At 69.2% G+C, this 17084-nt stretch carries 21 protein-coding genes; 16 read left to right on the top strand and 5 right to left on the bottom strand.

Annotated elements, in window-relative coordinates:
• Positions 1–69 precede the first annotated feature (69 nt).
• Entirely contained in the window at positions 70–1530 is a 1461-nt protein-coding gene (guaB, locus tag H0523_RS08875) for an IMP dehydrogenase (RefSeq protein WP_049073345.1), read from the bottom strand.
• A gap of 221 nt (positions 1531–1751) precedes the next feature.
• Between guaB and H0523_RS08870 the strand changes: the two genes are divergently transcribed.
• On the top strand, positions 1752–2363 hold the full coding sequence (locus tag H0523_RS08870; protein WP_054429717.1) for a DUF2239 family protein: 612 nt from the start codon (positions 1752–1754) through the stop codon (positions 2361–2363).
• 75 nt (positions 2364–2438) lie between these two features.
• Entirely contained in the window at positions 2439–2822 is a 384-nt protein-coding gene (locus tag H0523_RS08865; protein ID WP_054429718.1) for a DCC1-like thiol-disulfide oxidoreductase family protein, read from the top strand.
• Positions 2823–2873: 51 nt separating this feature from the next.
• Here H0523_RS08865 and H0523_RS08860 read toward each other — a convergent pair whose 3' ends face one another.
• Positions 2874–3767 carry a LysR family transcriptional regulator gene (locus H0523_RS08860; RefSeq protein ID WP_054429719.1) on the bottom strand — a complete coding sequence of 298 codons (894 nt, stop codon included), beginning with the start codon at positions 3765–3767 and terminating at the stop codon, positions 2874–2876.
• Positions 3768–3938: 171 nt separating this feature from the next.
• On the opposite strand from H0523_RS08860, the gene H0523_RS08855 reads away from it, so the two are divergent.
• Positions 3939–4934 (top strand): tripartite tricarboxylate transporter substrate binding protein, encoded by a 996-nt coding sequence (locus H0523_RS08855; RefSeq protein ID WP_054429720.1) that lies wholly within the window; start codon positions 3939–3941, stop codon positions 4932–4934.
• 104 nt (positions 4935–5038) lie between these two features.
• Positions 5039–6004: a 2-hydroxyacid dehydrogenase gene (locus H0523_RS08850; protein WP_054429721.1), complete on the top strand. Its 966-nt coding sequence runs from the start codon at positions 5039–5041 to the stop codon at positions 6002–6004.
• A gap of 207 nt (positions 6005–6211) precedes the next feature.
• Here the strand turns inward: H0523_RS08850 and H0523_RS08845 are convergent, their stop codons facing one another.
• Complete coding sequence (locus tag H0523_RS08845; protein WP_054429722.1) at positions 6212–6451, bottom strand: hypothetical protein; 240 nt, start codon at positions 6449–6451, stop codon at positions 6212–6214.
• 60 nt (positions 6452–6511) lie between these two features.
• Between H0523_RS08845 and H0523_RS08840 the strand changes: the two genes are divergently transcribed.
• The 3 genes from H0523_RS08840 (at position 6512) to H0523_RS08830 (ending at position 7676) form a co-directional block, all read left to right on the top strand.
• A complete protein-coding gene (locus H0523_RS08840) occupies positions 6512–6928 on the top strand; it encodes a GNAT family N-acetyltransferase (RefSeq protein ID WP_054429723.1) in 417 nt (138 codons plus the stop codon).
• Between the two features lie 67 nt (positions 6929–6995).
• Positions 6996–7205: a DUF7661 family protein gene (locus tag H0523_RS08835; RefSeq protein ID WP_054429724.1), complete on the top strand. Its 210-nt coding sequence runs from the start codon at positions 6996–6998 to the stop codon at positions 7203–7205.
• A gap of 192 nt (positions 7206–7397) precedes the next feature.
• Positions 7398–7676, top strand: coding sequence for a hypothetical protein (locus H0523_RS08830; RefSeq protein WP_082404368.1), 279 nt, complete (start codon positions 7398–7400; stop codon positions 7674–7676).
• On the opposite strand, the gene H0523_RS08825 is transcribed toward H0523_RS08830, so the two are convergent.
• Positions 7673–8602: a LysR family transcriptional regulator gene (locus H0523_RS08825; protein WP_054429725.1), complete on the bottom strand. Its 930-nt coding sequence runs from the start codon at positions 8600–8602 to the stop codon at positions 7673–7675. The two genes, H0523_RS08830 and H0523_RS08825, sit on opposite strands and share 4 nt — an antisense overlap.
• Before the next feature lie 121 nt (positions 8603–8723).
• On the opposite strand from H0523_RS08825, the gene dsdA reads away from it, so the two are divergent.
• From dsdA to H0523_RS08800, 5 genes are read left to right on the top strand one after another with little or no spacing between them, the layout of a single operon-like run.
• Positions 8724–10112, top strand: coding sequence for a D-serine ammonia-lyase (gene dsdA, locus H0523_RS08820; protein WP_054429726.1), 1389 nt, complete (start codon positions 8724–8726; stop codon positions 10110–10112).
• Positions 10109–11095, top strand: coding sequence for a Bug family tripartite tricarboxylate transporter substrate binding protein (locus H0523_RS08815; RefSeq protein ID WP_054429727.1), 987 nt, complete (start codon positions 10109–10111; stop codon positions 11093–11095). Before dsdA ends, H0523_RS08815 begins: the two co-directional genes overlap by 4 nt.
• Positions 11096–11106: 11 nt before the next feature.
• Positions 11107–12630, top strand: coding sequence for an amidase (locus H0523_RS08810; protein WP_054429728.1), 1524 nt, complete (start codon positions 11107–11109; stop codon positions 12628–12630).
• A gap of 52 nt (positions 12631–12682) precedes the next feature.
• Complete coding sequence (locus H0523_RS08805) at positions 12683–13189, top strand: GNAT family N-acetyltransferase (protein WP_082404370.1); 507 nt, start codon at positions 12683–12685, stop codon at positions 13187–13189.
• Positions 13190–13248: 59 nt separating this feature from the next.
• Positions 13249–13575, top strand: a complete 327-nt coding sequence (locus H0523_RS08800) for a 7(1) septoil knot domain-containing protein (protein WP_054429729.1) — start codon at positions 13249–13251, stop codon at positions 13573–13575.
• A gap of 15 nt (positions 13576–13590) precedes the next feature.
• Here H0523_RS08800 and H0523_RS08795 read toward each other — a convergent pair whose 3' ends face one another.
• Complete coding sequence (locus H0523_RS08795) at positions 13591–14292, bottom strand: hypothetical protein (RefSeq protein WP_054429730.1); 702 nt, start codon at positions 14290–14292, stop codon at positions 13591–13593.
• Between the two features lie 180 nt (positions 14293–14472).
• Between H0523_RS08795 and H0523_RS08790 the strand changes: the two genes are divergently transcribed.
• The 4 genes from H0523_RS08790 (at position 14473) to H0523_RS08775 (ending at position 16919) form a co-directional block, all read left to right on the top strand.
• On the top strand, positions 14473–15021 hold the full coding sequence (locus tag H0523_RS08790) for a DUF3455 domain-containing protein (RefSeq protein ID WP_054429731.1): 549 nt from the start codon (positions 14473–14475) through the stop codon (positions 15019–15021).
• Between the two features lie 98 nt (positions 15022–15119).
• Entirely contained in the window at positions 15120–15689 is a 570-nt protein-coding gene (locus tag H0523_RS08785; RefSeq protein ID WP_054429732.1) for a sigma-70 family RNA polymerase sigma factor, read from the top strand.
• The gene (locus H0523_RS08780) at positions 15686–16411 is read left to right on the top strand and encodes an anti-sigma factor (protein WP_054429733.1); all 726 of its coding nucleotides are present in this window, start codon (positions 15686–15688) and stop codon (positions 16409–16411) included. The genes H0523_RS08785 and H0523_RS08780 overlap by 4 nt, the downstream gene beginning before the upstream one ends.
• Positions 16412–16565: 154 nt before the next feature.
• Positions 16566–16919, top strand: coding sequence for a hypothetical protein (locus H0523_RS08775; protein WP_054429734.1), 354 nt, complete (start codon positions 16566–16568; stop codon positions 16917–16919).
• Positions 16920–17084 lie beyond the last annotated feature (165 nt).

Raw genomic sequence — 17084 nt, 5'->3', positions numbered from 1 at the left:
AGACCCGCTGACTGATTTTGCGGTTCTGCCGGTGCGCGATGCATGACATTGTAGTTGACTGTACGGGGATCAGTCGGCGCGGTAGTTGGGCGCTTCCTTGGTGATCTGTACGTCGTGCACGTGGGACTCGCGGACACCGGCGGAGGTGATTTCCACGAATTCGGCCTTGGTGCGCATGTCGTCGATGGTGGCGGCGCCGCAGTAGCCCATGGAGGCGCGGATGCCGCCGACCAGTTGGTAGATGATGGCGAGCACGCTGCCCTTGTAGGGGACGCGGCCTTCGATGCCTTCGGGGACCAGCTTGTCGGCGTTGTTGGCCGGGTCCTGGAAGTAGCGGTCGGCCGAGCCTTCCGTCATGGCGCCCAGGCTGCCCATGCCGCGGTACGACTTGTACGAACGGCCCTGGAACAGCACCACTTCGCCCGGCGCTTCTTCGGTGCCGGCGAACATGCCGCCCATCATGCAGGAGAACGCGCCGGCGGCCAGGGCCTTGGCGACGTCGCCCGAGTAGCGGATGCCGCCATCGGCGATCAGCGGCACGCCCGTGCCTTCCAGCGCCTTGGCGACTTCGGAGATCGCGTGGATCTGCGGCACGCCGACGCCGGCGACGATGCGGGTGGTGCAGATCGAGCCGGGGCCGATACCGACCTTGACGCCGTCAGCGCCGTACTCGACCAGCGCGCGCGCGGCGGCGGCGGTGGCGATGTTGCCGCCGATGACTTCGACCTTGGGGTAGTTCTGCTTGACCCAGCGCACGCCTTCCAGCACGCCCTTGGAGTGGCCGTGGGCGGTGTCGACGATCAGCACGTCGACGCCGGCGGCGACCAGCTTTTCAACGCGCTCTTCGGTGTTGCCACCGACGCCGACCGCGGCGCCGACGCGCAGCTGGCCCTGGGCATCCTTGCTGGCCAGCGGGTGCTCGGTGTTCTTGACGATGTCCTTGACGGTGGCCAGGCCGCGCAGCTCGAAACCGTCGTTGACGATGAGCACGCGTTCCAGGCGATGCTTGTGCATCAGGGCCTGCGCCTCGTCCAGCGTGGCGCCTTCCTTCATGGTGACCAGGCGTTCCTGCGGCGTCATGATGTTGCGCAGGGGCTGGTCCAGGTTCTCTTCGAAGCGCAGGTCGCGGTTGGTGACGATGCCGACCAGCTTGCGCCCTTCCACCACCGGCAGGCCCGAGATGCCATGCTGGCGCTGCAACGCAATGGCGTCGCGCACTTTCATCTGGGGGGTGACGGTGACCGGATCGATCACGATGCCGAATTCGTGGCGCTTGACCCGGGCGACTTCACGGGCCTGGGCGTCGGCGGACAGATTCTTGTGGATGATCCCGATGCCACCTTCCTGGGCCATGGCGATCGCCAGGCGGGATTCGGTGACCGTGTCCATTGCGGCGGACACAAGGGGGATATTGAGGGAGATGTTGCGAGTGAGGCGCGTGGCCAGGGAGGTGTCGCGCGGCAACACCTCGGAATACGCAGGCACCAACAACACATCGTCGAAGGTGAGCGCTTTTTGAACGAGACGCATGGGTAACTCCGGGCGCAAAGCAAGATTATACGCCGCTGACGTGTTTTGACTAGGTGTTGACCCTAGGTCGGCGCATGATTTTTGCGACTTTTTTCAATAGGCGTTGCGACCTTGCACTATTCCTTGCACTATTTTTACCCGGATTATATTGACAAGGCCCCGGGCAATGCCCACAATGCGGATCATCAAATTCATCCGGGCGAATATCCTTCGCATTCCTCATGACGCAGACTGCCCTTCCCTCCACCCATACCGCGTTCGACGGCCACCGCCTGCTGGCGCGGGGCGCGCTCGCGGACGTGGCGCTGTCGGTCAAGCAGGCCCAGGCCGCGCGCGCCGACGCCGCCATCCTGGTGTTCGACGACCAGAGCGGCAAGCAGGTCGACCTGGACTTGCGCGGCGGCGAGGCCGAGATCCGCAAGCGCTATCAGCCGCCGGCGGCCGCCGCCGCGACGACTGATGAAGCGGACTCCGTCGAGGCCGCCCCGCGCGGCCGCGGCCGGCCCAAGCTGGGCGTGGTGCCGCGCGAAGTGACGCTGCTGCCGCGCCATTGGGACTGGCTGGCGGCGCAGCCGGGCGGCGCGTCGGTGGCGCTGCGCAAGCTGGTGGAGCAGGCGCGCCGCGACAACGAGGCGCGCGACCAGCGGCGCCAGCGGCAGGAGGCGGCGTACCACTTCATGTCGAGCATGGGCGGCAACCTGCCGGGCTTCGAGGAAGCCACGCGGGCGCTATACGCCGAGGATCGCGAAGGCTTTGCGCGCCAGGTCGCGCCATGGCCGCGGGATGTGCGCGACTACGCCCTGGCGCTGGCGTGGGCGGAGGCGGCGGCCTGAACGGCGCGAGGCTGCGGCGGACCCGGCCGGCCGATATTGCTGCGCCCGGCCGCGGCCCCTGCTAAGCTCTTCTACATGGAAACCGGCCACCAGAACTTCCTGCTGTACGACGGCGACTGCCCCTTCTGCTCGAACTACGTGCGGATGATGCGGCTGCGCAAGGCCGTCGGCCCCATTGAATTGCTCGACATGCGCCAACACCCCGATCTGGTGGCGCATTTCCGCAAGCAGGGCTATGACCTGAACGAAGGCATGCTGCTGCGGCTGGATGGCCAGGTCTATTGGGGCGCCGATTGCGTCAACCGGCTGGCGCTCATCAGTTCCGACAGCGACCTGTTCAACCAGATCAACGCCGCCGTGTTCCGCCGGCCGTGCCTGTCGGCGGCGCTGTATCCCTTCATGCGGCGCGGCCGCGCGCTGACGCTGGCGCTGCTGGGCAAGAAGAAGATGCCGGCCTGAGGGTCAGGGCTCTCGTCAATTACGCCCCCAGCCGGTTTCGCCGGCGCCGGTTCAAGCGGCCGACGCCGCCCGCACTTCCGCCACCTGCTCCAGGAATGCGCCCAGCGCCGGGTTGTCGTGCTGCGCTTGCCAGGCCAGGTACATGTCCGCATACAGGTCGCGCTGGCCCAGCGAGCGGAACTCCACCCCCTCCAGGCGCAATTCCCGCGCCGAGTCGGGCACGATGCCCACCCCCAGCCCTGCCCGCACCAGCGCCAGCAAGGTATGCGTCTGGCTGGCGCGCTGCACGTAGTCGGGCTGCACGTCGGCCAGGCCGAAGGCGCCGACGATGCGGTCGTAGAAATACTTGCCCTCGCGCGGCGAATACAGCACGAACGGCTGGCCTTGCAGCAATCGCAGCGGCACCACCGCCTGCTCGCACAGCGGTGAGCCGGCGGGCAGCGCCAGCACCAGCGGTTCGCGCTCGATCAGGCGCGACGCGATGCCGGCCTGCTGCGGCACGCTGCGCGCCAGGATCGCGTCCAGCTCGCGCGCCACCAGCAGGCGCGACAGGTCGGTGCTGACGGTTTCGCGCAACTGGATCTCCACGCCCGGCAGCCGCTTGCGCGCCCGCATGATGAGCGAGGGCATCAGCCGGTACGACGCCACCGCCGTGAAGCCCAGGGTGATGTGGCCGGCGTCGCCGCCGGAGGTGCGCCGCGCGGTGGCGGCGGCGCGCGCCGAGTATTCCAGCAGGTGGCGCGCATCGCGCAGGAAACGGCGGCCGGCCGCGCTCAGTTCCACCTGGCGGCTGCTGCGCTCGAACAGCGTCACGCCCAGGTCCTGCTCCAGCAGCTGGATCTGGCGCGACAGCGGCGGCTGCGTCATGCACAGCCGCGCGGCGGCGCGGCCGAAGTGCAGTTCCTCGGCCACGGCGATGAAACATTCGAGCTGGCGGAATTCCATCGATCCAATCCTTGAATTGATCAATGCTATTTATAGCTCGAACAGTCATCCATCGGCTGGCATTCCTATACTCGGCCGCAACGCCAGGCGCCTGACCGGCCGGGCCAGAAGGAGTGTCATCGCAGCATCGTTTTCCCCGCGGCCCGAGCCGCTCACTACAAAGAGAAAGCCATGGAGACAAGCCCCACCCACCGCCCGCGCCGGCGGCTCATCGCCGCCGCGCTGGCCCTGGCCACGTGTGCCATCCTGCCCGCCGCCGCGCGGGCCGCGCCGTACCCGGAACGCCCGATCAACCTGATCGTGCCGTTCGCCCCCGGCGGCGGCACCGACATCTCGGCGCGCCTGCTGGCGGCCGCGCTGGGCGACAAGCTGGCCGCCTCGGTGGTGGTGGACAACCGTCCGGGCGCCGGCGGCCAGATCGCCGCCGATCTGGTGGCGCGCGCCAATGCCGACGGCTACACGCTGCTGTTCGCCAACTCCGGCATGCTGGCCATCAATCCCTGGATCTACAAGCTGCATTCCGACCCGGCCAAGGCCTTCGCGCCGGTGTCGCTGTTCTCGGACCTGCCGTTCGTGCTGGTGGTGCCCGCCAGCCTGCCGGCCAAGGACGTGCCGGAACTGGTGGCGCTGGCGCGCGCGCAGCCCGGCAAGCACACCTACGCCAGTTCGGGCACCGGCGGCGCGCCCCACCTGTCGGGCGAAATCTTCCAGCAGGCCACCGGGGTCGACCTGATGCACGTGCCCTACAAGGGCGGCGGCCCCGCCATGACCGACCTGATGGCCGGCCGCGTCGACATGCTGTTCGCGTCGGTGCTGGAGACCATTCCCTACGTCAACTCCGGCAAGCTGCGCGCGCTGGCGGTGACCGGCGCCACGCGCTCGCCCGCCCTGCCGAACGTGCCGACCATCGACGAGGCCGGCGTCAAGAATGCGCAGACCGGGTCGTGGACGGCGGTGCTGGCGCCGGCGGGCACGCCGCAGGCGGTGATCGACAAGCTGTCGGCCGCGATCCGCGACATCACCAATGATCCGGCGATGAAAGCCAAGCTCGAATCGCAGGGCGCGGTGGCGCATGGCTCCACGCCCAGGCAGCTGGAAACGCTGGCGGCCAGCGAGCGCGAGCGTTACGGGCAGATCATCAAGACACGCCATATCCAGGTGCAATGACAACCTGGCGGCGCCGGTCCGCGAACCGGCGCCGCCGATCCTCTCTTCCTCAACAGCGGTTCCGCCCTCCCCGGCATCGCCGCAGCAAACGTAGCGCCCACTCCATGACCGTTCCCCAAGCTTCCCCCACCGCCGACCTGCTGATGGTCGGCCCCCTGCTGCCCGAGCTGACCGCCGAGCTGGAGTCGCGCTACCGCGTGCACCGCTGGTGGCAAAGCCCCGACCAAGCCGCGCTGCTGCGCGAGCACGGCCCGGCCATCCGCGGCATCGCCACCAGCGGCCGCTTCGGCGCCACGCGCGAGCTGATCGAGGCGCTGCCGGCGCTGGAGGGGGTCTTCAGTTTCGGCGTCGGCTACGACTCCATCGATCTGGCGGCGGCGCAGGCGCGCCAGGTGCTGGTCACCAACACGCCGGGCGTGCTCGATGCCTGCGTGGCGGACACGGCGCTGGCCTTGATGCTGGCGACCTCGCGCCGCATCGCCGAGGCCGACCGCTTCGTGCGCGCCGGCCGCTGGCCGCAGGAAGGCTTCGGCCTGGGCACCCGCATGAGCGGCAAGCGTTGCGGCATCGTCGGGCTGGGCAATATCGGGCTGCAGATCGCGCGGCGCGCGGAGGCGTTCGACATGCCCATCCTGTACACCAACCGCAAGCCGCGGCCGGACGCGCCGGCGCATTACCGCTACTGCCCGAGCGTCACGGCGCTGGCCGCGGAGTGCGACTTCCTGGTGCTGGCGGTGCCGGGCGGCGGCGCCACGCGGCACCTGGTCGACGCCGAGGTACTGAAAGCGCTGGGTCCGCAAGGCTGGCTGATCAACATCGCGCGCGGCACGGTGGTGGACGAGGCCGCGCTGGTCGAGGCCCTGCAGGCCGGCCGCATCGCCGGCGCGGGCCTGGACGTGTTCGAACACGAGCCGGCCACGCCCGCCGCGCTCAATGCCATGGACAACGTGGTGATGCTGCCGCACATCGCCAGCGGCACCCACGAAACGCGGCGGGCGATGGCGGACCTGATGCTGGCGAACCTGGATGGCTGGTTCCGCAATGGCGTCGCGGTGACGCGCGTGATCTGACGCGGCGGGACGCCCTCGACGTCTCGGGAAAACCCGCGATCCGGCCCTTTTTGTCCATTGCATGGACACGGCGCCTTTCAATTTATCGCATATCTGATAAATTTCTCACCGCACTGGCTCGTGCCGGCGAGCTGTTGTGCTTGTTGTTGTAAGTTTTTTCCGGCCTTCGGGCCGGATTTTTTTTGTCCAGGATTGCGTTCGGCAAGCCTATTGGTCGATCCGTATCGACAAGCCGTCATCCTCGACGGTGATGGCGCGCACGCGGATGGTCCAGCCGGCGTTGATGGCCTCTTCCTGGTCGTCGAACACCCCGTATTCCGTCACGGGCACCGCCCCGCGCAGCGTGCGGCCATCGGCCGACAGCCCCTGCGCCTCGATCATCGGCAGATAGCCGTCCTGTACCTGGACCGCGCCGCGCGTGATCTGAAATCCGTCCACCACGTCCATGATGTCTCCTTGTTGGCAATAGGCCATGGTAGCCTGCCGCCAAAACTTTCCGGAGACACCATGTTGACCCTCAGCCGAATCGAGCCGTCCGCCTGGGCGCAAGCCTTTCCCCTGATCAAGCAGTTGCGCGCACTGGACGAGGCGGAATTCCTGCAGCGGGTGCGCCGGCAATCGCACAGCGGCTACGAACTGGTCGGGGCCTACCGCGACGGCAAGCTGATCGGCGTGATGGGCATGCGGCCGGTGCACACGCTGGCGCGCGGTCCGCATCTGCATGTCGACGATCTGGTGGTCGACGAAGCGGTGCGCGGCAGCGGCGCCGGCCGCGCGTTGATGGCCTACGCCGAGGCCGATGCGCGCGCCCGCGGCATGGGCGCGGTGTTCCTGGATGCCCGGCCCGACGCGATCCCGTTCTATGAGCGCGAGCAGTACACGCTGCATCCCGCGCCGTCGATGAAGAAACTCATCAGCCAGTGACTGTCCCCAACGCGGCGCGCGCCGAGGCGCCGCGGTCCCCGCCCCCTCGATCCCGTTGCCACCGATCATGAGATTCGACATCTACCGCCGCCTGCAGCTGGATATCGTGCGCGAGGCCGGCCAATGGGCCGTGTACCAGTCCGTCGCGGGCAAGCGCGTGCGCGCCGACGAGATCGTGATTCCGGCGGATGTCACGGAAGACGAACTGGCGGCCTGCCTGGACGACCTGTATCACGAGATGGCGCGGCCGGGCGACATCGTGGCGCGGCTCGCCTGAGCGCGCCACGTCGCCGGCCGCCGGGCTGGCGCTGAAACGGGCCGCTGAATGCGGTGCTGAAAGGGCCCCTGAACAGGCTGCTGAATAGGCCGCTGAAGCAGGACGCTGGACGGACCGCTGAACGCCCGCCACTGGCCGCGGCCCTGGCGCGGGAGTATCGTGAAAGCCGGCCGATCGCTCCAGGAGCCCGCCGTGTCCGACACCCCCGCCATCGAGGCCAGCGCCTCGCAATTGGGCAACCTGACGCAGTTCCTGATCTGGGTTGCCGAGCAGCCGCGCACCTATGCCGACATCATGAAGGCCTGGCGCACCTCGTGCCCGCGCCTGTCCGCCTGGGAAGACGCCACCAGCAACGGCCTGGTGGACCTGGCCCGCCGCCCTGGCGGCGACGCCCCCGTGGCCACCTTGACGCCCAAGGGCCGCGCCTGGCTGGCCACGCGCCAGGCCGGCCAGTTCGCGACGGAACGCTAGGACGCCGGCAGCGCGTCGCCGTCCGCGCGCAGTTGCGCGCGCAAGCTGGCGATGAACGCCTTGGCGGCCTCCGGCAGGACGCGCCCGGCCAGGGTCTGCACTTCGAAGTGGCGTTCGTTCATTTCGCGGTCGCGTAGCGGCACGGCCACCACCTGCCGTCCGCGCAGGCGATAGCGGATCGCCAGTTCGCCGCAGAACGCCACCCCGCCCCCGGCGCCGGCAAAAGCCACCAGCGCGTCGACGCTGCGGCTGGAGAACACCGGCTCGCACTGCAACTGCTGGCGGCTGCAACTGATGTCGATCAACTGCCGCAAGGTGGAGTCGGCATCGGGCAAGGCCAGCGGATAGGCCATCAACTGCGCCAGCGACACCTCGGGCAGGCCGGCCAGCGGGTGATCGGTCGCCACCACGGCCCGCACCGGCGCGGGCATGCGCAGTTCAACCCGCACGTCGCGATGCGAGGTCAGGCTGAGCGTCACGCCGACGTCGGCCGCGCCATCGCGCACCCGGGCCGGCACCTCGCGTTGCGAGCACACGTCCAGCGTGAAGCGGATGCCCGCGTACTGCTGACGGAAATCCGCGATGGCTGCCGGCAGGAAGTCATGCACGAAGCCCTCGGTGCACACCACCCGCACCAGTCCCTGGCGCAAGCCTCGCAGTCCCATGATTTCACCGGCCACGCGGTCCACGTCCTGCTGCGCGCGCTTGGCGTGGGCGGCCAGCAGTTCGCCGGCGGCGTTGAGCGCCATGCCGCGCGAGCGGCGCTCGAACAGCAAGGTGCCCAGTTCGCGTTCGAGCCGGGCGATCTGGCGGCTGACCGCCGACGGCGCCACGTCCAGCCGCTCCGCCGCGACGCTGACCGAGCCGCAGCGCGCCACTTCCAGGAAGTAGCGCACGGCCATTTCCTGCAGGATTTGTGGGTTCATCGGGTTTGCCCTTGGTTTGCGAAAAACGCAATGAACGATTCTAGCAATTCATATTGCCGCAATGCATGACCCCCGCCTAGGATGTGACCGTTCGATGACATCACCCCTTTGGCGCGCAGTCATGATCCCGTCCCACGCTTCGGTTTCCGCTTTTTCCTTGCAGGCGTTGCGCGCGGCGCGACCGCTGCTGTGGACGCGCCCAGACAACGCCGCGACCGGCGCCGGCGTCGCCTTCACCCTGGCCGATGTGCAAGCGGCGCATGACCGCTTCGCGCGCTTTGCCCCGCTGCTGGCGCAGTTGTTCCCGGAACTGGAGGCCGCCGCGGGCGTGATCGAATCGCCGCTGCGCGACGCCGCCGCCATGCAGCAGGCGCTGGGGCTGCCGGCGGCGTCGGGGCGCCTGTGGATCAAGGCCGACCACGCCCTGCCGGTGGCCGGCTCCATCAAGGCCCGCGGCGGCATTCACGAAGTGCTGGAGTTCACCGAGAAGCTGGCCCTGGCGCATGGCCTGGTCGCGCCCGGCGATGACTACCGCAAGCTCGGCACGCCCGCCGCGCGCGCCTGTTTCGCGCAATACCAGGTGGCCGTGGGCTCGACCGGCAACCTGGGCCTGTCGATCGGCGTGATCGCTTCGGCGTTGGGTTTTCGCGCCGCCGTGCACATGTCGGCCGACGCCAAGGAATGGAAGAAGGCGCGCCTGCGCGCCCGGGGCGTCGAGGTGGTGGAACACCCCGGCGACTATGAAAAGGCCGTGGCCGCCGGCCGCCGCCAGGTCCAGGCCGATGCGCACGGCTACTTCGTCGACGACGAACGCTCGGCCTCGCTGTTCCTGGGCTACGCGGCGGCTGCGCTGCGGCTGCGCGAACAGATCGCGCAGGCCGGCATCGTGGTCGATGCCGAGCATCCGCTGTTCGTCTACCTGCCCTGCGGCGTGGGCGGCGCGCCGGGTGGCATCGCATTCGGCCTGTCATTGCTGTATGGCGCGCACGCGCACTGCTTCTTTGCCGAACCGGTGCAGTCGCCCTGCTTCTTGCTGCGCATGATGGCCGGCCATGGCCAATTGCCCGGCGTGCCGGTGCCGCCGTCGGTCTACGACATCGGCCTGACCAACCAGACCGAGGCCGACGGCCTGGCGGTGCCGCGCGCCTCCGACCTGGCGTATGCCGCCGTCGGCCAGTCGCTGGCCGGCGTCTACACGGTGGCCGATGACACGCTCTACGGCGATCTGGCGCGGCTGCACGACAGCGAAGGCCTGCGCATCGAGCCGTCGGCGGCGGCCGGTTTTTCCGGTCCGCGCCAACTGTTGGGCAGCCTGGCCGGGCAGCAATGGCTGCGCCAGCGCGGCCTGCGGCCGCATCTGGCGCGCGCCACGCACCTGGCCTGGACCACGGGCGGGCTGTACGTGCCGGCCGAGGAGTACGGCCGATTCCTGAGCCGCGGGCAACGACTCGCGGCCGCCCCCCAGGCGCCGACCGGCGCGCCGTCCCTCCACCACTCTCGTCGAGCATGACCATGAAGACTGCCTTGATTGCCCTTGGTGTCACCCTCGCGGGCGCCCTCGCCGCGCCCGCCCCGGCCAGCGCCCAGGCCGGCTACCCGACCCGTCCCATCACCCTGGTCGTGCCCTTCCCGCCCGGCGGCGCGACCGACGTGCTCGGCCGCGTCATCGCGCAAAAGCTCGGCCAGGAACTGGGCCAGACCGTGGTGGTGGAAAACCGCGCCGGCGCGGGCACCGCGATCGGCGCCGGCTACGTCGCCAAGGCCGCGCCCGACGGCTACACGCTGCTGGTCAGCTCCGGCACCACCTTCACGGTCAACCCGGCGATCCAGGCCAAGCTGCCGTACGACCCGGTCAAGAGCTTCGAGCCGCTCGGCATCGTCGGCCGCACCGGCCTGGCGCTGCTGGCCAACCCGCAGGTGCCGGTCAAGGACCTGAAGGAACTGGTGGCCTACGCCAAGGCGCGCGAGAAGGAACCGCCCGCCTACGGCTCGTTCGGCGCCGGCACCACCGCGCACTTCGTCGGCGAGGCGTTCGTGGCCGCCGCCGGCATCAAGATGATCCACGTGCCCTACAAGGGCAGCGCGCCGGCCATGACCGACCTGATCGGCGGCCAGATCCCGTTCTCGGTCGACACGGTGGCCGCCGCGTTGCCGCAGAGCAAGCTGGGCAAGGTGCGGGTGCTGGCGGTGTCGGCCCCGGCCCGCTCGGCCTTCCTGCCCGACGTGCCGACCTTCGCCGAGCAGGGCTATCCGTCGGTGGCCATGGACACCTGGCTGATGTTCACCGCCCCGCGCGGCCTGCCGGCGGACGTCAAGAAAAAACTCGAAACCGCCTTGCGCGCCACGGTCGACTCGCCCGACGTGCGCAAGAGCCTGGAGGCGCAAGGTTTCGAGGCGGCCTTCTCCAGCGCCGCCGAGGGCGAAGCGCTGATCCAGAAGGAACTGCCGCAGATGCGCGATGTCGCGCAGCGCGCCAATATCAAGATCGAATGAAGGATGCTGTCATGACCCTGGACGATTCCCTGGTTTCATTGTCGGCCGTGGAGCTGCGGCGCCTGATTGGCGCGCGCCAGCTCTCGCCGGTCGAACTGCTGGAGGCGTGCATCGCGCGCATCGCGGCGGTCAACCCCTATATCAACGCCGTCACCGCCACCGCTTTCGACCGCGCCCGCATCGAGGCGCGCGCCGCCGAACAGGCGGTGATGGCCGGCGACACGCTGGGCCTGCTGCACGGCCTGCCGCTGGGCGTCAAGGACCTGGAGCCCACCGCCGGCCTGCTCACCACCTACGGTTCGCCGATCTACCGCGACCACGTGCCGGCCGAGGACTTGACGCTGGTGGCGCGCCTGCGCCGCGCCGGCGCCATCGTGGCCGCCAAGACCAACGTGCCCGAGATGGGCGCGGGCGCCAACTCGCGCAACACCGTGTGGGGCGCGACCGGCAATCCCTTCAACCCGAACCTGAACGCCGGCGGCTCGTCGGGCGGCTCGGCCGCCGCGCTGGCCAGCGACCTGTTCCCGCTCTGCACCGGGTCGGACACCGGCGGCTCGCTGCGCATCCCCGCCGCCAAGTGCGGCGTGGTCGGCTTCCGGCCGTCGCCCGGCGTGGTGCCGAGCGTGCGCAAGCCGCTGGGCTGGACGCCGATCTCGGTGGTCGGCCCGATGGGCCGCACCGTGGCCGACGCCTGCCTGCAGATGGCCGCCAGCGCCGGGCCCGACGCCGGCGACCCGCTCAGCTATCCGCTCGATCCGCTGCAGTTCCTGGCGCCTGGCGTCGCCGACCTGGGCCGGCTGCGCGTGGCCTACAGCGAAGACTTCAGGCTGTGCGACGTGGACGACGGCATCCGCGCCACCTTCCGCGCCAAGATCGCGGCCATGCGCCATCTGTTCGCGGCCTGCGATCCCATCGACATCGACTTCGGCGAGGCCCACCGCTGCTTCGACGTGCTGCGCGCCGAGGCCTTCGTGGCCGGCATGCGCGACGCCTACGAGAAAGACCCGGCCAGCCTCGGCCCCAACACCCGCGCCAATTTCGAGATGGGCGCGGCCATGAGCCTGAAGGATTGCGCCTGGGCGCAGGCCGAGCAAACCCGGCTGATCAAGCGCTTCCAGCGCGCCTTCGACGACTACGACCTGATCCTGTCGCCCACCACGCCGGTGTCGCCGTTCCCGTGGACGCAGCTCTATGCCGAGGCCATCAACGGCAAGCGCCAGGAGAACTATTACCGCTGGCTGGCGCTGACGTATGTGATCACGCTGACCACGCATCCGGCGCTGACGCTGCCTTGCGGGCGGGACCACCAGGGCATGCCGTTCGGCTTGCAGATCGTGGGCCGGTTCCGTGGGGATCGCGAGGTGCTGGCGGCGGCGCAGGGAATGGAGTCGGCGTTCGCGGGCATCGCCGAACTGCAACGGCCGCGGCCGGACCTGGCGGGGCTGAAGGCGGCGGAGCCGGCGTTGACGTCGATCGTGACGGCGCCGCCGGGCACGGCATCGGGCGGCGCGGCGGGGAGCGTGTCGGCGGTGTGAGGCCGGGCCAGCGCTATCATTGGCGTTGCCCGACTCCCTTGCCGCCGCCCCCGTGACCTCCCCCATCCTCATCGAACGCCTCGCCGAGCATCACTTGCCCGGCATGGCCGCGCTCTATAACGATTCCGACGTCGCGCGCCAGGTGCTGCAGATGCCCTACCAGCCGCCCGAGCGCTGGCGCAGGCTGCTGGCCCCGGACGACGAGCGCCTGCTGGCGCTGGTCGCCACCCACCTGGGCGAGGTCGTCGGCAGCGCCAGCCTGGAGCAGTCCGCGCGCGTGCGCCGCAGCCACTCGGGCGCCATCGGCATGGGCGTGGCCCGCGCCTGGCAGGGCCAGGGCATCGGCAGCCGCCTGCTGGGCGAGCTGCTGCGGGTCGCGGACGACTGGATGAACCTGCGCCGGGTCGAGCTGATGGTCTATTGCGACAACGAGGCCGCCGTCGGGCTGTACCGCAAGCATGGCTTCGAGGTCGAGGGCCAGTTGCGCGACTACGCCATCCGCGATGGGCGCTATGTGGACGTATACAGCATGGCGAGGTTGCGGACGCCGCTGGCATGATCCGGTGGCACGTCTTCCCTCGGGCCGCCGGCATGGCCCGGCATTCAAGGACATTCCCCATGCGCGCATTGCCTTGCGCCCTTCTCGCCAGCGCCCTGCTGGGCGCCGCTTTCACCGCCCAGGCCGGTGATGTCGACAAAAGCAGCTGCACCTACAAAGGCATTCCGCTGCGCGGGTCGGTCAAGTTCGTCACCGCCTTTCCCGACATCAAGGTCAAGATCGTCGATGCCTTCGCCGACATCCGCGTGAAGCAGGTCGGTGCCTTCGCCAACAGTTGCGGTGAATGGAAGATCGTCGATGCCTTTCCCGACTTCACGGTCCAGTTGGTGGACGCGTTCCCCGACGTGACCGTCAAGTGGGTGGAGGCGTTTCCCGGCACGGACTGACGCCGGGCCGCCGCGTCAGCGCTGGCCGGCGGCCCGGGGCGGCGCGCAGCAATGGGCGGTGTCGATCACGCGGCCGCGGCAGGCCGCCAGCATGGGCGGATTCCTGCACAGCAGCGCGTTGGCCGGCAGCGTCAGCCGGAAGCCCTGGTCGAGCATGCACAGCTGCGCGGCGGCGATGTCGTTGAGCAGCATGTCGTCGCCCGGCTCGATCACCGAGGCGTAGCCGCACGCCCGCATGGCTTGCTGCACACGCTGGGCGTCGGCGTCCGGCCGGGTCCATTGTTCATAGGCGGGCGGACGTTGCCGTGACTCCGCCGCCGCGGCGCCGTCGATTGCCGGGCAGGCCGCCAGATGGGGATGGGTGTCGCAGTAGGTGTGGCGCTCCTGGTAGGCAAAGCCCTTGCCGAGCATGCACTGCTCACCCCGCGCATAGTCGTTGTTGGTGATGGTCGCGCCGTCGACATGGCTGGCGCTGGGAAAGCCGCAGTCGAGCAACGCGCCGCGCACCCCCTGCTGATCGACCCCGGGCTTGGCCCACAGGGCGTACAGCGGCGGCGGGGGCTGCATCGGCCGGACATTGATGCAGGCGCTCAAGCCGAGGCACAGCAACGCCGCCAGCGGGCGCAACAGGCGCGCGCGATCCCTTGCGGCGCCGCGCCGGCCGGCGGCCAACGGCGTGGCGCGCCCGGCGTTCAGTGTTGGTGTAGGTGTAGGCATGGACAAGCGGCGTTATTCGGACCCAATTCTATATAGCGCCGCCAGGCAATGCCATTCGGGTCAAAAAAAGAAAATAATCTCCTCGGCCTGCATCCAATAACGGCTCTCGCGTGTAGTACCTGCAACGGCGCACATTCCGTGCGCCGTACCCGCAGATTCCTCTTCCGCAGGAGACCGCTCATGACGACTCGCCCCTTCCCCGCCACCGGCCATTTCGCTGCCGCCCTGCTGGCCGCTTGCGGCCTGCTGCAAGCCGCCCCGGCCATGGCGGCATCGCAAGACGCCCTGCCCGCCGCCGTCCAGGTACCCGCCGGCCACAAAGTGGCCTGGGAAACCGTCGGGACCGGCGACATCACCTATGAATGCCGCGCCAAGGCCGACGCCAAGGAGCAGCTGGAATGGGTGTTCGCCGGCCCGAAGGCGGTCCTGAAAGACCGCCAGGGCAAGCAGGTCGGCACCTACTACGGCCCGCCCGCCACCTGGGAGGCCGCGGACGGCTCCAAGCTGACCGGTACGCAAGTCGCCGTGGCGCCGGCCGGCGCGGGCAACCTGCCCTATCAATTGGTCAAGGCCAATCCCGCCGTGGGCGCCGGCGCCCTGACTGGCGTCGCCTACATCCAGCGCACGGCGCTCAAGGGCGGCGTGGCGCCCCAGACGCCGTGCACCACGGCCGGCCAGCGCAGTCAGGTGTCCTACCAGGCCGACTACCTCTTCTGGAAGGCGGACTGACACCCAGCGGGCGGCGGCGGGAGTCCGGTAACATGCCTGCATCCGCCGCCGCCCGGCCCTTGCCCGGGTCCACGCCCACCGCCACTGCCCCCGCCTGCATGCCGAACCGACCTGTTCCGGATTTCGATTACGAAGCGGCCCTCGCGCAGTGCGCCGCGGGGCGCCGCACGGCGCTGGAAGCGCTGTATCGCCAAGAAGGGCCGCGGTTGCTGGGCGTGGCCCAGCGCATCGTGCGCGACCGCGCCCGGGCCGAGGACATCGTGCACGACGCCTTCGTCAATATCTGGAACCGGGCTGACAGCTTCGACGCCGCGCGCGGCTCGGCCCGCGGCTGGCTCTATCGCGTGGCCCGCAACCTGGCGCTGAACGCCGTGCGGGACGAGCGCCACGAAACCGCGGTGGACGACGATACCGCCGCCGCGCTGGATGCTCGCGACGCGATCGACGCCTGGCATGACACCCGCGACGCTTTCGACTGGCGCGACAGCGCCGGCCGTATCGGCCCCTGCCTGGAACAACTGGAGCCCGTGCGCCGCAACTGCGTGCTGCATGCCTACGTCGAAGGCCTGTCGCACAGCGAAATCGCACAGCGCCTGGGCGCGCCGCTGGGCACCGTCAAAGCCTGGATCAAGCGCAGCCTGAAAGCGCTGAAGGAATGCCTGGCATGAGCGCCTTGCCTGACACCCCCGACGGCCTGGACGAATTGGCCGGCGAATACGTGCTGGGCACCTTGCCCGGCGCGCGCCGCCGCGACGTCGAGGCCCGGCTGCCGCACGATGCCGCGCTGCGCGCCGCCGTCGACCGCTGGGAAGAGCGCCTGCTGCCACTGACGGATCTGGCCGCGCCGGTCGAGCCGTCGCCCGGGCTGTGGCCGCGCATCGAGACAACGCTGTATCGCCAACACGCTGCCCGCCAGGCCGGCCGGCCGCGGCGTCCGGCCTGGTGGGACAGCCTGTTCTTCTGGCGCGGCGCGGCCGCCAGCGGCGTGGCCGCCGCGCTGGTCCTGGCCGGCGCCCTGGCCTTGCGTCCCGCGCAAACGCCCGGCCCGGTGCAATACATGGTGGTACTGGTCGCCCCCCAGTCGCAGACGCCCGGCTGGGTCGTGCAGGCCCAGGCCGGCCAGCGCGAGGTGCAACTGGTGCCGATCGCGGCGGTGCAAGTTCCGGCCGATCGCGCGCTGGAGTTCTGGACCAAGGCCGACAGTTGGGCCGGCCCGGTGTCGCTGGGCCTGGTCAAGCCGGGCGAACCCGTGCGCATCCCGCTGGACAAGCTGCCCCCGCTGGAACCCAACCAGTTGTTTGAATTGACGCTGGAGCCGGCCACCGGCTCGCCCATCGGCAAACCGACCGGCCCGATCCAGTTCATCGGCCGAGCGGTAAAGGTGATGTAATTCCGGCGCTATCGTGCCGGCGGACTGACCTCTTGCGGAACGGACCGCGCTTGACCTTCGAATCCGCGGTGCAGTTTCAGGGTTTTCCTGTGTATTTGGTGGCCATGCGCTTTGATAGGCTGACCGTGCGTTACACACGATAGAGGGGTATGCCATGGCAACCCGCGTCAAGCTCCTGTACTTCAAACCCACAAGCGTTCGTGCGCGCCTCTGGCCCGTTGGCATCGCCCTGAAATGGACGCTTGGCCTGATACCACCGCCGCAGTCCGTCACCATGGGCCAGGTCCAATACGGGATGATCAGGCAATCAGAATTCACGTTCTGGGTCTTCGCCCTCCGAGTCGCACTCATGGGTGAAGCGATCATTGTGACCAGGAACGGACAGTGGGATCCCGCAGGCACCGTCGACAGCTGCGGCGTTCATGCCTTCGGTCGAAACTTCGAGCTGCTGCCTGCCCCCACAGAGGCCAATGCGCCGTTGGGCAAAGCAGACGTGTTCAAGAGTTGAGAAAGACTGTTCGAGCCATGCGAGCCTGCTCCATTTCGCCGGAGGCTTTATCCACGGCGCCGGCAGCATGTCGGATCAGTATGCGGGCGAGACGCCAACGAGAAATCCCCCAAAAGTCCCCCGCTTGCGACGGCTGACCCACGGGTAATCCCGTAAGTCATTGAA

It is taken from the genome of Achromobacter insuavis, from assembly GCF_902859645.1.
Classification (GTDB): Bacteria; Pseudomonadota; Gammaproteobacteria; order Burkholderiales; family Burkholderiaceae_B; genus Achromobacter; species Achromobacter insuavis.
The sequence above is the reverse complement of the archived record's forward strand: the minus strand, read 5'-3'. Positions and strand labels throughout refer to the sequence as shown.

What these genes read in the sequence shown, in the direction of transcription:
- H0523_RS08785 (WP_054429732.1), top strand. Translation starts at nt 15,120, where the DNA reads ATGCCGAACCGACCTGTTCCGGATTTCGATTACGAAGCGGCCCTCGCG.
- H0523_RS08855 (WP_054429720.1), top strand. Translation starts at nt 3,939, where the DNA reads ATGGAGACAAGCCCCACCCACCGCCCGCGCCGGCGGCTCATCGCCGCC.
- guaB (WP_049073345.1), bottom strand. Translation starts at nt 1,530, where the DNA reads ATGCGTCTCGTTCAAAAAGCGCTCACCTTCGACGATGTGTTGTTGGTG.
- H0523_RS08835 (WP_054429724.1), top strand. Translation starts at nt 6,996, where the DNA reads ATGAGATTCGACATCTACCGCCGCCTGCAGCTGGATATCGTGCGCGAG.
- H0523_RS08775 (WP_054429734.1), top strand. Translation starts at nt 16,566, where the DNA reads ATGGCAACCCGCGTCAAGCTCCTGTACTTCAAACCCACAAGCGTTCGT.
- H0523_RS08790 (WP_054429731.1), top strand. Translation starts at nt 14,473, where the DNA reads ATGACGACTCGCCCCTTCCCCGCCACCGGCCATTTCGCTGCCGCCCTG.
- H0523_RS08825 (WP_054429725.1), bottom strand. Translation starts at nt 8,602, where the DNA reads ATGAACCCACAAATCCTGCAGGAAATGGCCGTGCGCTACTTCCTGGAA.
- H0523_RS08850 (WP_054429721.1), top strand. Translation starts at nt 5,039, where the DNA reads ATGACCGTTCCCCAAGCTTCCCCCACCGCCGACCTGCTGATGGTCGGC.
- H0523_RS08860 (WP_054429719.1), bottom strand. Translation starts at nt 3,767, where the DNA reads ATGGAATTCCGCCAGCTCGAATGTTTCATCGCCGTGGCCGAGGAACTG.
- H0523_RS08845 (WP_054429722.1), bottom strand. Translation starts at nt 6,451, where the DNA reads ATGGACGTGGTGGACGGATTTCAGATCACGCGCGGCGCGGTCCAGGTA.
- H0523_RS08780 (WP_054429733.1), top strand. Translation starts at nt 15,686, where the DNA reads ATGAGCGCCTTGCCTGACACCCCCGACGGCCTGGACGAATTGGCCGGC.
- H0523_RS08815 (WP_054429727.1), top strand. Translation starts at nt 10,109, where the DNA reads ATGACCATGAAGACTGCCTTGATTGCCCTTGGTGTCACCCTCGCGGGC.
- H0523_RS08810 (WP_054429728.1), top strand. Translation starts at nt 11,107, where the DNA reads ATGACCCTGGACGATTCCCTGGTTTCATTGTCGGCCGTGGAGCTGCGG.
- H0523_RS08795 (WP_054429730.1), bottom strand. Translation starts at nt 14,292, where the DNA reads ATGCCTACACCTACACCAACACTGAACGCCGGGCGCGCCACGCCGTTG.
- H0523_RS08800 (WP_054429729.1), top strand. Translation starts at nt 13,249, where the DNA reads ATGCGCGCATTGCCTTGCGCCCTTCTCGCCAGCGCCCTGCTGGGCGCC.
- dsdA (WP_054429726.1), top strand. Translation starts at nt 8,724, where the DNA reads ATGATCCCGTCCCACGCTTCGGTTTCCGCTTTTTCCTTGCAGGCGTTG.
- H0523_RS08865 (WP_054429718.1), top strand. Translation starts at nt 2,439, where the DNA reads ATGGAAACCGGCCACCAGAACTTCCTGCTGTACGACGGCGACTGCCCC.
- H0523_RS08870 (WP_054429717.1), top strand. Translation starts at nt 1,752, where the DNA reads ATGACGCAGACTGCCCTTCCCTCCACCCATACCGCGTTCGACGGCCAC.
- H0523_RS08840 (WP_054429723.1), top strand. Translation starts at nt 6,512, where the DNA reads ATGTTGACCCTCAGCCGAATCGAGCCGTCCGCCTGGGCGCAAGCCTTT.